Origin of the sequence: Cytobacillus solani (assembly GCF_006704205.1) — a bacterium.
GTDB lineage: Bacteria > Bacillota > Bacilli > Bacillales > Cytobacillaceae > Cytobacillus > Cytobacillus solani.
Map to the genome: position 1 here is coordinate 2,229,286 of NZ_CP041305.1, position 13,540 is coordinate 2,242,825.

Sequence of the window (13,540 nt, forward strand, 5' to 3'; positions counted from 1 at the left end):
TTAATATTTTTTTATTTAAAGAGAAACTAATAGAATCAATAATGTATAATAATAGAGAAATACCTTCCTCCGCTAACACTCCAGCTATTCCTCACCAGTACGACATCTCATAGGCAATCAGAAATATGGCACTTTTCCAAGATGATCAAGATCGAGCGTATGATCTATTTCTTTCATCATCAGGTACGAAAAAAGGATAAAAATATCCCGGGGAAACGAGTGACCTTCCTTTATTTTGTTTTGCAATAATGTTGGAACTCGTTCATTCGAAAAAATACAAATAAGGAGATACAATTATGGCATCAACCGTACAAAGCTTTACCACGACAGGTATCCAAGGACATCTCATAGAAGTCGAAACCGACACACTTATTGGCTTGCCGACCGTATCCATCGTTGGTCTCGCCGACAAAGCTGTAAAGGAAGCGAAGGAGCGATTGGAAGCCGCCATCAAAAATGCTGGCTATAAGTTCCCGCCGCAAAAAATCGTATTCAACCTAGCACCATCAGATATGAAAAAGACCGGCACCCATTTTGACCTCCCCATGGCAATAGGCCTTTTACTCCAAACGAATCAAATCCATCCAGTCTCGCTTTCCAAAACAGGACTAATCGGCGAGTTATCCCTCAATGGCTTTATTCGCCCTGTTTCAGGCATTCTTCCAATGGTCGTAAAAGCGAAAGAGTGTCAATTAAAAAGAATAATTCTCGCAAAGGAAAATGTACAGGAAGCCCAGATCATTAAAGGAATAGAAATAATCGGCTGTAATACACTGAAAGAAGCCATTCATTTCCTCAATGGAAAACAGCCCCCTCCCGCAATAGAAATAATTAATCCACCAAGCGCAAATGAATATTCAGTTGATTTCAAAGATGTAAAAGGTCTCCATTCACTTGTTGATTACATTAGTATCTCTGCGGCAGGCGGTCATAACTTTCTCATGGTCGGGCCACCGGGGTGCGGCAAGTCCATGATTGCCAAGCGGATCCCAACCATCCTCCCCAACATGATAGAAAATGAATCACTCGAAGTCATGAAAATATACAGTGTAGCCAATTTGCTAAAAGATAAAAGCAGCCTCATCACGAAGCGCCCCTTTCGATCTCCGCACCATAACGCCTCAACAAACGCACTCATCGGCGGTGGAACGTATGCATTGCCCGGTGAGATTTCCCTTGCTCATAATGGAGTCTTGTTTTTAGATGAAATCGCCGAGTTTAGTAAAAAGGCATTGGATTCGCTAAGACAGCCGCTTGAAGATCATGCAGTCACCATCTCAAGAGTTTGGGGCTCAAACACATTTCCAGCCAATTTCATGCTTATTGGTGCCATGAACCCTTGCCCATGTGGGTATTACGGACAGGAGAAATGCCGCTGTACAGACTACGAAATCATAAAATATCGTCAAAAGCTTTCCGGCCCCATTATGGATCGAATGGATATTCAAAAATATGTGGGCACAGTTGACTTTTTTAATGAGGAGGACGAGGGGATAAGCTCAGCAGACATTCGAACCCGAGTGGAAAAAGCAAGATCTATTCAACAGAAACGATACGAAGCGCTTCCTGATATTAACTGCAATGCACTGCTAACCCCTGCACTCATCAATCAATTTTGCCCGCTTGACAGGGAATGTACAAAATTGCTGCAGCAAGTATATCACCGCTTTCGGTATAGCGGCCGATCCCTGCATATATTCATTAAAGTCGCACGTACAATTGCAGATCTAGAGGGGGAGGAGAAAATACAAATTCACCACCTGAAGAAAAGCCTTTTAAGCCGGGATATTGAAAAAGAAACAACATTCATAGGAGGATGATGATGGACATTTATTGGATATGGCTAAGTCGATTAAAGCATGTAGGACCCGTCCTGCAAAAACAGATAATCAAGCATTTCCCATCGCCCAAGGCTGTTTTTGAAGCAACTGAGGATGACCTTACAGTGGTGTCCAAAATGACAAAAACTGCAATGAAATCGATCCTCATAAACCGGGGTCTAAAAGATGCAGAGAATATCTTGAAAACAGCAGAAAAAAGCGGGGTAAGCCTGCTTCCTTTTACGAGTGAACACTACCCAAAATTCGCCCGCGAGAGCAAGCAATCACCAATTATTCTCTATTACAAAGGAGAACTCCAGCCGCTCCACACCACGGTTGGAGTTGTTGGCGCGAGAAGATGCTCGCCCTATGGAAGGAAAATCGCCAAACAAATAGGAGAGGAACTAGCAGCGATAAATATTCCTGTTATCAGTGGCTTTGCTAAAGGAATTGACAGCTACGCACAAATTGCCTGCAGCCGAAAAGGAGGATACACAATTGCTTTCCTTGGCTGCGGTCCGGATGTTTGCTACCCTCCAGAGCACAAGATACTTTATCAGCAAATCCTTGAAAATGGCGGTGCCTTTCTCTCGCAGTATCCGCCTGGAACACTGCCATCCCCTAAATATTTCCTCGCAAGAAATGCTCTAATCAGCGCTTGGTCCACAGAGCTTGTCATTGTGGAGGCTAGTGAACGAAGCGGTGCTCTCTGGACAGCAGACTTTGCCATCAAGAACAATAAACCTGTCTATACTGTTCCCAACCGGATTGACTCCCAAGAAGGGATAGGCACAAACCGTCTCCTTGCTCACGGGATCCCGCCGTACCTTGGGATTCAAAGCCTGCAAGCACACAAAGAAAAACGAGAACACAGCAAACATCACCCAGCGACCGTAATCCCCGAATCCCCCATTCTCCAGCTCCTTTCAGACTCTCCCGCTACCATTCAGCAACTATCCAAGCAAATAAACCTCGACGTCACCGAAATCATGGACCAGCTGGTCGAATTAGAACTGGAAAAGAAAATTATCGTTAGGGGAAATGTGGTTTATCTGGTGTGAGGGTTCAATGTGACTAAAAATCTGCTAAATGCAATTGAAAGTTCATACGGTATGAGACGGGAAATTGTTATATAATGTAAATTATTAATAGAGGAAACTAATTTTATCTGAAATCCACGTAAAGGCGGCGATTACATATGAGTCAGACTCCGAAATTAACATTACCAAAGGAACTGGAAGTCTATCGAAAGCAAATCGAAGGTACAATAAAACCTTTTGTTAAAATTTCTGCATCCAAAAGACGAACAACCCTTTTTCAGAGTAAGTTTGCAGGCGACCCCTATCTTCCAAAAACAACAGAACATCCAAAGGATGCGAATAATAAACCAATGAAATTGTTAGCACAGATAAATTATGAGGAAATCCCTGTCCTAAAGGAAATGCCAACGCAAGGGATCTTACAATTTTTTATCTCAGCTGAGGATGATGTGATGGGATTAGACTTTGACCATATGACAAGCCAAAGAAATTTTAAACTATTATTTCACCCGCATATTGAGAGAGACGAATCATTATTAATTAGCGACTTCTCCTATATGTATGATCTTAATACAGATTATTTTCCAATTCAGCATGAATTAGCCCTTACGTTTAGTGTAGATTACGAACCAGTATCCATTGAACATTATAAAATAGATGAGTTACTTGAGACGGTAGATTTAAACCTTGAGGTAAGTGATGGGGAAGATGTAAAAGAACTTTGGGAAATTTATTCTGATACATTCCTAGGGGATGGCCACAAAATGGGGGGATATCCTTTCTTTACACAAGGGGACCCTAGAGATAGTCAAAAACGTTATGTCGACCACGAGATTCTTTTACTTCAAATAGATAGTGATGATGATCATGGGATCATGTGGGGAGACAGTGGCGTTGCAAACTTTTTCATTCGAAAAGAAGATTTGCTTAACTTGAATTTTTCAAACGTTATCTATAATTGGGATTGCTATTAAAAAAACATAACATCCCCTAACAGAGTGCATAGAATGATTTTATAAATCTGAAAGGGGTTGAAGGAAGATGTATGATGTCCCTTATATATACCCAAATCCATATCATGTTCACTTACCAATGGACATCCATGGAAGAAGTCTTGCTTACTGGAATGTTCCCAACGGGGTGAATCGTAATACGCAATGGCTTCCCGTTCAGTCACCAGTAGAAAGGAATCGTATTGAATTAAAGGATTATGGATCAGCACCATTTGTGGTGAATATCAACAAGGCTGCCAAGCAAAATCGTGCATATCGTACAGCTTTATGGACAGGAAGGCATTTGCAAGTTACGTTGATGAGTCTTAAAGCTGGTGAAGACATTGGATTGGAAATGCATCCAAACCTTGATCAATTTCTGCGGATTGAACAAGGGCAGGGGATTGTTCATATGGGGAATCGGAAAGATCATTTATATTATAGGAAAAAAGTCAATGATGATGATGCCATCATGATCCCTGCTGGAACATGGCATAATGTTACAAATACAGGGAATGTCCCGCTGAAACTATACTCGATTTATGCACCTCCCCAACATCCATGGGGTACAGTTCATATGACAAAAGCAAATGCAATGGCAGCGGAGCATGGGCATTAAATCTCTTCGGTGCAGCGATGGAAAGTGATCCTTTGCATCGCTGCACGTTGAATATAGCTTTTTTATATTGAAGAAGTAGTTTTGTAAAGTGTACAGGCATCATACCAATAATGGGGGGATCATAATGGCAAGATTTATTGATGATTTGGCTGGAGCAATCTATGATGTTTTTAAGTTTTTAATTACTAGTCTTTGCTATCTACTCGCTGGAATGCTCATTGTCGGAATCCCACTCTATCTAATTGCATTTGTATTTAAAATGATTGGTTAAGCGGGAAGAGGAAGGAATCAATACAATATTTGAAAAGAGGAACTCGCATGGAGAAGATAGCAAAGAAATATCTAAAAATATATCATAATCCAGCAGAGACCAATGATGTTTATACATATGTAGACTGGGAAGATTATATAAACCACCAATTTGAAATATACACAAAGATTGATAAAAGAAGAAAAGATGCGGATATAACTATATATTTAGCTTTAATAAAAAATCCATATTTATTGGGATTGTCTGAGGCTTTTCAGAGTAATGATTATGAGTTATTGAATCATACCATTTACCATTACAGCAAACATAGATTACTAGATATGAAAGCTGGCGGTTATGATCATTGTCTATATTTCTGGAATGTGATGGATAGCATGGCCTGCAATTATAAAGAGGCAGTCGAGAAATGTTTTCCTGAGGAATTGGGGCTATGCAAGAATGGATACCCTTTTTATGTCGTTGCCAGTAATTTGCTCATGTCATTATGGTATAAAAATCAGCAATGGATGGAATTTGCTTATCCTGCAGGAGAAAAATTTTTGAATCAAAAGAAGGGTTTATGGGAAAAAGCAATCGTTTCCTATCTAATGGCCCTATCGAATAAGGATATGGAGAAAGCAACGGAAGCATTGAGTGATGTATGTAAACATTCCACAAGGATTGACCGTCCAAAAATATATAAATGCTTTTGCACAGAAGCGCATGGGCTGTACCAGATAGCCAGGTATCTATTATCAGAAGAAGATTTCAATCGAATCGAAATGCCGGCTAATGATAATTTTTGCAAGGGATTAATCTCGTGGCAGAGAAAACATAATTACCCGGAAAAGGGGAAAATGATCGTGCATTATCCGGAAGCGCTTGACGTGATGAATCATATTTTAGACCTGCCATTGCCACGGTGTATTTTAATGGGAAGTGGTAGCAGGAAAACAATAGACACAGAACAAATGAAAAAGAACTTGATTGCGGAGTTTGCGGGCGTTGATTCATGAAGAATGAACGCTGTTTTTCGTTGTAATTACTGAGCTTCATGACACAGGTTAGATCAGGAAGGTATTTACAAAAATCAGCTGTAGAGGGAGAGGGTGAAAAATGGAGGATATTCAATTTCTTATTTCAAAGTGGAAACAAATACTGCAAAAATTAGAGAAGAATAACGGCAAAGTCCGCCAAATTCAAATTGGTAAAAAGGCAACGATGCAGGAGATAGAGGCGAAAGAAAAGGTGTTAGGGTGTCAATTACCTCCTTCATATAAATACATAGTACATAATATCGGAAAATCACTTTCCTTTTATTACTCATTTTCTGAGGATACAATGATTCCCAGTGAATTTAGGGAAATATTTTCTGGAGAGATCAATTGGAATATCGACTTCCTTCAGAATTTAAATATAGCTGACGAACTACTGGAGGATGAAGAAGATGATGGGGGAACACTTAGAGGGAAGTTGGAGTTTTCCCACGCTGGAAATGGAGATATTTACGCATTTGATATGTCTGTTGACAGTGCGGAAAAACCAGTTATTTATTGGGACCATGAAGAAGACACGATTACTTATATTGCCGATTCATTTATCGATTATTTACTTAGGATTACTGAACTTGGGTGTATCGGCAGTGAAAAGTGGCAGTTTGAATATTTTCTAAGCGATTCTGGATTGGACACTGCAAGTCCAGCAGCCGTTAAGTGGAAGCAGTGGTTTGAGACATTTTCAGAGACAACCTTAGAAGATGTGAAAAATAATATGGAACAGCTAGCAGCATTTGTTGTTTATCGAGAGAAATTAGATGAAGAAACAATCACCTTACTCCAGAGATTTGATAGAAATGAGTTGTTTCAGTTCCTTCTAAAAAAATTGCATAAAGAAGGGGCATTTAAAGATCAGAAGCTAATATGTGGGATGATCGGACGAGTTTTAGGATTATACGCCGAAACATGGGTTAGCAGCATATGGGAAGATAAACCAGATCATATAGATACAAGATTACGTTCGTACCTAACAGCAATGTGTACAAGTAAGGATAAAGGATTACTGCTAGTATTTAATTTTCTTGAATCATCTAATAAAAAGATAACGGGGTATGAAGCACTTTCCCATCTTGGTGATTTTCATTCGAGGGATGTGATTTCCTGGATGGAGAACGATGTGAAATTTCCTGTGACAGAAGGCTGGGACGAATTATTTCTAAGATCAAACTTTTCATGGGACGATTTAAAAAGGTGGACCTCCTTAGAGGAGAAGCATGAAGTAACTGTCATTCACGCATTAGAAAAATATGTCCATGAGAAGTCCGCAAATAATGAATTTTCTTATGTTATATCAGGTCTCCCATCAAAATCGGAACTTATTGATTTTCTAGTTGAACTACGTAAGAGACAAGTGTTAAAAAAAAGGATCCTTCCTATTGAAAATGTTATACAAAACATAGATATTTTTTATTGAGATTTGAATTTGAGGGTATTCATTTATTCGAAAAATAACTTGAACAGATAGGAGGTTCCCCATGCAGCCACTCATCATCGAAAAAGCTCCACCAAGCATAATAGTCAAATTGAGCACAAGTCCAAGCAGGATTCCCCAAGAGATAAGCAACAACCATGATCGCTTTTGGAATGAACAAATAAGCAAAAATCCTGCACTTAGAAATGGAGAAGCCTTCGCTATTACAGATATTAGACAAACACCCGAGAAACTAGAAATCACCGTTGTGAAAACCGACTACAAACACTATTTATACACAATGCACCATCCCACGTGTGACTATCCGTGTAAAGTCATCTATTCCTGCGCATCGGTCATTACGAAAGACAACCATTTGGCTTTCGGCAGAATGAATCAAACGACCTCTACCCCTGGGCGTCTGCAATTCACGGGTGGCGGACTGGATGAATCGGATTTAAGAGATTCCAAATTTAATATGGAAGATAATATTAGCAGAGAATTAAAAGAGGAGATGGGGCTGGACATTCACTCGCCAGTTGTTCGTTCGTTTAGACCTAAATTCTTAAAGCATAAAGGCTCGCACGACTTTTGGGCAGTTATCTATGAATTATCGGTAGATTTTACAGCGAATGAACTGCATGATTATTTCTTAAATCATAACCAACATATAATAGAAAATGGGCAGCAGCCTGAGTTTGATAAGTTCCTGTTCGTTCCATTAGAAAAAGAAGCCGTAGAAGCTTTTATCCAAAATGAAAAAGCCCCTATGGTTGACTATTTAGCTGAGACACTCTTAAAATATACAGAAAAATAGGCACTCATGTTCAAGGGATTACTAAGTGACATTCCACAGAAAAGAGAGCCGATCCTGATCGACTCTCTGAATCTATTATTAACTGGGATTCGGTTTTTATCCCGTTTATTTAATTGTAACCACCGTTTTCAATGGGATATGCTGGAATAGCCATTGGACATCAGCGTTTTTCAGTCGAATGCAGCCTAAACTGACGTAGCCTCCAATGGAGGATGGATCGTTCGTTCCATGGATCCCATATTTTGTTCCCTTTGTTCCTGGTACGTCAAGACCAAGCCAATGACTGCCAAACGGATTCTTTGGATCGCCCCCAGGGATATCCTTTGGGCTATACCATGGTTTTTCAATTTTGTTAACAATTCTATACGTTCCTTCAGGTGTGAGTGATGAGTTTTTCCCTGTCCCAACTGAAAAAGTCTTTATCGCTTTCTTGTCTTGATAAACCACAAGCTTATTTGTTTTTTTCGTAATAACGATGCTGTACACGCCTGTTGCTTTCTCTTTATCTTTATTTTCTGACAATTTTTGTAATACAAAAGGACCTGGGATCTGCACCGTCTCCCCATATTTCAATTGATCGGGATTTTTGATTCCGTTAAAATTGGCTAATGACACACGATAGGAAGCGCTTCCATAATATTTTCTCGAAATGCTTGCAAGTGTTTCGCCTTTACTCACCTTATGATCAAACATAAACTCAGGATTCGGTATATTAAGCTTCATCCCTGAACGAATCTCTTTTGCGGGATCAGTAATCCCGTTATAAGAAGAAATCTTATTCTGAAACTGACTGCTTGAAAAATAGAGCATAGTAATACTAAAAAGAGTCTCATTCTTCTTCACTTCATGTTCGATCACACGAATGTCTTCCTTCTTCTTCCCTTCACGTTGGATCACACGAATGTCTTCTTTCTTTTTCCCTTCACGTTGGATCACATGTATGTCTTCTTTCTTCTTCACTTCATTTTGACATGTACATTTCTTCTCAGCTTTTGTCTGTATTGCATCCACCTTTATTTCAGTTTTTAATTCCTGTCCTAATTCTGATAATTTTTGGGGTGGCGTTTTCTGTGGCGAAGCTAAAACTTCCTCTTGATTTGCAAGCTTCTCTTTTGGTTTCACTACTTGAATAAGCTGATCAGCCATTGTGCTTGATTGAATAGCTGGTACTGCTGCGAAGAGACCTATCAATAATAAAAGCATGAAAAAAATAAAAGTAAAGCGTCTTTTTCTTTGTCTGCTAGCCCTAATTCGCTTAGACCGAGAGAGCTGCCCTTTCTGAACATCCATCTTACTCGACATGTTTCTTCCCCTCACACTAAAATTCTACAAAATCTCCCAAATTATAGCTTGTTATGAAAGAAAATAAAGCAAAAATAATAAAAATAGGACCACGAAAATAACAAATCACTCCTATTTAACCAAAATATGGACAAAATATAGCGGAATATTAGCTAAAATGAACCTCTTTTACCTGCAACCTTTTACCCAGCAGGACAAATGGACAGGTACCCTAGGGTTATAAATATTCCAAATATAGTAAACTGGTTAACTTCTAAAAAATATTCAGAAGGAACTGCTCACAACCAAGCAGGTAAATACCGGTCTGCTGGTTATTCCTTCGTACATATAGGCTTGTTCAGTTCATCAGACCGGCAATTCATTTTTATTATTTACTGGAACAAGGTTCCTGTCCCCTTGTCTCTCCGCCATCCCTGTCCTATTGCCAAAAAGCCTATGAATCTGGCAATAAGTAGTCTAAAATATAGCTAACGGTGCCTGTCACCGCGTGATTCGACAAACTAAGGGAGGTGCCTGTATTCGATGTTAAAAAAGTATTTTAGCTTTTTACTAGTTTTCTTGCTTCTATCGAATGTAACAGCTGTTTCTGCGGCTGAGCCGATAGATGAGATACGTGCATTAATAAAGGATTATTACATAGAGGATGTACCGAATTCTGTGCTGGCGAAACCGACTGCCAAGGAAATTACAAAGCATTTGGATCCTTATTCTGCCTACATGACAGCCGAGGAGTTTGCTAAATTCTCCAATGGAATTGAGCAGCAGCTTGTAGGTGTAGGGATTGTGCTGGAAGAGGATATTAAAGGGATAAAGGTACTATCCGTAATCCAGGGCGGACCAGCGGATCGAGCGGGTATGCAAGCTGGAGATATTATTGTTAGCGCCAATGGGATTAGCCTAGCCGGCAAATCTGTTCAAAATGCGATTTCAATTATTAGCGGAAAAGAAAACACAACGGTGACGTTAAACTATATTTCGGTTGATACGAACAGCATAGTAACAAAGACGATAACAAGAGAATTAATTAAGCTGCCGAACGTCGAGTATAAAATGCTCGGAGGCGACATCGGCTATGTTCGTTTAAACAGCTTCGCCCAAGAATCAACGAAGGAAATCGTTCGCGCGATTGAAAAATTAAGCGGGGCAAAGGGCTGGATTTTCGACCTTCGCAACAATGGCGGAGGCTATGTTTCGGCTGCCCAGGAAATTGCCGGTCTCTTTCCAAATGTAAAAAACGCGTTCCAGCTGCGCTATAAAACAGAAAAACCAGAAATTTACGCAGCCATTCCACAAAAAGTAAAGTTTACAGAACCAACGCATATCCTAATCAATGAGTATAGCGCAAGTGCATCAGAAATGGTTTCCGTCTCTGTCAAAGAGCAAAAAGGAGCAACCATATACGGGCAAACATCCTTTGGAAAGGGATCAATGCAAACATTATTCCCGTTAAGTGACAACAGTTTGTTAAAATTAACAACCGCACGCTTCTATTCACCGAACGGCACGCCTGTTCATGAGGTAGGCGTGACACCAAATGTTGAAACGGCGGTAGGGGAAGAATTAACAATCTCCCATAGAGATCAATTAATCGCCAAATATAAAGGGTACCAGAAGCTTCCAATGCTCAAGGATGTCCCAGTTACTAAGACATTTACCGTTGAAATGAATATGAAAATGAACTGGTCTGCACTCAAGTCTGAGGATGTTCAGCTGATCCAGCTAGGCGGGAGCGAGGTTCCAGTTGATGTGAAAGTTGCCAACGATTATAAAATGACGATCACACCGAAGGCAAAGCTGCAAGCCAAAGGACATTATATGCTTCTCATCCATCCAAAATGGACAAGCAAAAATGCCAAGCAGATGCAAAAGGGCATTTACCTTGAGGTGACAGTGAAGTAGGAGGAAAGGAGCGCGAATTTGTGCTCTTTTTTCTTGCTAGTTACGCGCATTAATAGCATATCAAGTGATCTTTGCAAATCTCTTAGAGTTCTTTATTAAGAAATTTATCCTATCAAACTATTTCAAATTCTATAATTATAATGTATAATCGGGAATATAAATGAATTATATCTCTTTATCGAACTTATTTTTTTACATAAATTGTTCTATATAAAGAACATAAGGGGAGGTTTGGAATAATAGTGGAACCAAGATTCATGAGACAAAAAAGCAAGCTCAAGAAGCAAAAAAGAAGACTGTTTCGGATATTTACATCGAGTGTCGCGATTTCCTCTCTTTTATTAGGCACGGCAAGGATGACAGGCCCTACATATGGAGCATTTACCTCTATACAGGACCAGGAAATTGGGGTTCAGGCTTGTTTCATTTTCCCAAAGGAGATTGAAAAGCGACGAGATCTTACATATGAGTGGAAGGAAGAAGCGATCGTACTGATGCAGGAGATATTAGCAAAAGCAGGCGAAATCGATGTCGCGGGCATGACGGAAAAAATCGACGGGATGATCAAAGCGGAAGAGGAAGATGGCACCGAAGCACCGCCAGCAGTTTCATTCGACACTACAACGATCGAAGGACTGCAAGCGCAGCAGGAAAGCCTGCGAGCAGAAATTGCGGCTATTCAACTGACAATTGCGGAAAATGAACAAAAGGTTGCGGACTTAGGGGCATTGATTAGTGAAATACAAGAGATGCAAACAAAGCTGCAAGAGGTTCTTGCTAATGACTTCCCGAAAGGAGAACAGAAGGCGCAGGAGAACCTTAAGAAAATGGAAGAAACCCTTGAATTTATTCGAGGGATTGTACAACTTGCCATTGAACAATGTAATTATGATCCAGAGTTCTTTGAGCTAATCCTCACACAAATCGAAGGCTTCAAAGAGGAGCTGATCCTATTTATGGAGGAATTTGCAGAAGGCAAAATTTTAACAGAAGAACAAGTCAAACAGCTAGACATGAAAATGGAAGAAGTAAATAAAGCCATGGAAGCCCTTCGTCAGCAAAATACAGACTTGTTAGCTAAAATCACCGAAATCGAAAGCACCATTGCCGCCATTGACCAGCAAATCATTGCCTTCCAAGAAATCCAAAAGAAAAAGGATGCCCTTAGAGAAGGCGCAGCACGAATCATTCAAAAGCTTAATGATTCAAAGAACTTAACACCTGAACAAGTTCAATACTTAATGGATAAGTTAGCAGAAATCAAGGCTGCCCTGGATAATAAGGATTTAACGGCAGATATTAGCGGGTTAGATCAAGCGATCGCTGACATAGAGAAAGAAATGAGCCAACTTGAGGAAATCCAAGTGCAAAAGAAAGGCTTAAAGGAAGGAACAATCCTACTAATTCAAAAGATCACTGAATCAACCACTCTATCAGAGGAGCAAAAACAAGCCCTTCTTGAAAAATTAACAGGACTGAATTCAGCCATTGATAGTGGAGATCTAACTGCTGGAACTGGTGAATTCGAGAAAGCCCTTGCAGAAATTGAAAAGGAAATGAAGCAAAAAGAAGATGAGGCAAAGCTCGAGCAAGAAAAGCTTGAAAAAGAAAAACTGGAGAAAGAACAGCAGGAACAACAAGAGGAAGAAGTCGCTGAAGAACAGCCGCAAAATCCAAATTCAAAAGAAGGCATTGATGCACTCAAGAAGCAAATTACCGAATCAGCGACACTAACGGATGAACAAAAACAGGAGCTGCTTGATAAATTGGCAGAACTTGATGCTGCAATCGGGGAAAAGCCATCTGACGGCACAAGCGACCTCGAACAAGCCCTTTCCGAAATCGAAAAAGAAATGAAACAAAAGGAAGAGGAAGCGAAGGAGGAACAAGAGGAGAAAGAAAAGTCCGAAGAGGAAAAGAAAGAAGGGGAAACTGAAGAAGGCAAAGAGAATCCTACTAAAGAAGAAAATCCAAATGATCCAGAAAAACCTGATCCAGAAAAGCCAGCAAAAGAAGATGTAAAGAAACCAGGAGAAGAAAAGCCTGTAAAAGATAACGAAAAAGAACAAACGCCAAGCCCACAGGCTGCTCCTAAACGAGAACAGCCAGTGAAAGAACGCAGCGACAATAATCACTTAATAAACAAGCTGTTAAATAGCGGAGCAGTCCAGCCACAGATCAATAAACCAGAAGCGCCAAATAAAAACTTATCGATTGAGAATACAAGGCTAGATATGAGAACGGAAGAATCCACGGTCGAACCAGAGTAAGAAGGAAAAGGTGACAATATAATTAAAATGACAAAGAGCTCCGGATGCATAGGCAACCGGAGCTC

General features: G+C 40.0%; 11 protein-coding genes. 10 read left to right on the top strand and 1 reads right to left on the bottom strand.

The window, feature by feature from the left end:
* The first annotated feature begins 296 nt into the window (after positions 1-296).
* From FI644_RS11380 to FI644_RS11410, 8 genes are all read left to right on the top strand, one after another.
* A complete protein-coding gene (locus tag FI644_RS11380) occupies positions 297-1,820 on the top strand; it encodes a YifB family Mg chelatase-like AAA ATPase (RefSeq protein WP_142108330.1) in 1,524 nt (507 codons plus the stop codon).
* The gene (dprA, locus tag FI644_RS11385) at positions 1,817-2,881 is read left to right on the top strand and encodes a DNA-processing protein DprA (RefSeq protein WP_142108331.1); all 1,065 of its coding nucleotides are present in this window, start codon (positions 1,817-1,819) and stop codon (positions 2,879-2,881) included. The genes FI644_RS11380 and dprA overlap by 4 nt, the downstream gene beginning before the upstream one ends.
* Before the next feature lie 137 nt (positions 2,882-3,018).
* The gene (locus FI644_RS11390) at positions 3,019-3,834 is read left to right on the top strand and encodes a YwqG family protein (protein WP_142108332.1); all 816 of its coding nucleotides are present in this window, start codon (positions 3,019-3,021) and stop codon (positions 3,832-3,834) included.
* Between the two features lie 67 nt (positions 3,835-3,901).
* Positions 3,902-4,471, top strand: a complete 570-nt coding sequence (locus tag FI644_RS11395; protein WP_142108333.1) for a cupin domain-containing protein — start codon at positions 3,902-3,904, stop codon at positions 4,469-4,471.
* Between the two features lie 124 nt (positions 4,472-4,595).
* Positions 4,596-4,742: a hypothetical protein gene (locus FI644_RS26285; protein ID WP_172797676.1), complete on the top strand. Its 147-nt coding sequence runs from the start codon at positions 4,596-4,598 to the stop codon at positions 4,740-4,742.
* Between the two features lie 47 nt (positions 4,743-4,789).
* Positions 4,790-5,737, top strand: coding sequence for a hypothetical protein (locus FI644_RS11400; RefSeq protein ID WP_142108334.1), 948 nt, complete (start codon positions 4,790-4,792; stop codon positions 5,735-5,737).
* Positions 5,738-5,837: 100 nt separating this feature from the next.
* A complete protein-coding gene (locus tag FI644_RS11405) occupies positions 5,838-7,190 on the top strand; it encodes an SMI1/KNR4 family protein (RefSeq protein ID WP_142108335.1) in 1,353 nt (450 codons plus the stop codon).
* Positions 7,191-7,251: 61 nt separating this feature from the next.
* On the top strand, positions 7,252-8,004 hold the full coding sequence (locus FI644_RS11410) for an NUDIX hydrolase (protein ID WP_142108336.1): 753 nt from the start codon (positions 7,252-7,254) through the stop codon (positions 8,002-8,004).
* A gap of 105 nt (positions 8,005-8,109) precedes the next feature.
* Here FI644_RS11410 and FI644_RS11415 read toward each other — a convergent pair whose 3' ends face one another.
* Positions 8,110-9,306, bottom strand: coding sequence for a L,D-transpeptidase family protein (locus FI644_RS11415; RefSeq protein WP_142108337.1), 1,197 nt, complete (start codon positions 9,304-9,306; stop codon positions 8,110-8,112).
* 522 nt (positions 9,307-9,828) lie between these two features.
* Between FI644_RS11415 and FI644_RS11420 the strand changes: the two genes are divergently transcribed.
* The gene (locus tag FI644_RS11420; protein WP_142108338.1) at positions 9,829-11,205 is read left to right on the top strand and encodes a S41 family peptidase; all 1,377 of its coding nucleotides are present in this window, start codon (positions 9,829-9,831) and stop codon (positions 11,203-11,205) included.
* Positions 11,206-11,447: 242 nt separating this feature from the next.
* Positions 11,448-13,475, top strand: a complete 2,028-nt coding sequence (locus FI644_RS26290; protein WP_181758189.1) for a coiled-coil domain-containing protein — start codon at positions 11,448-11,450, stop codon at positions 13,473-13,475.
* Positions 13,476-13,540 lie beyond the last annotated feature (65 nt).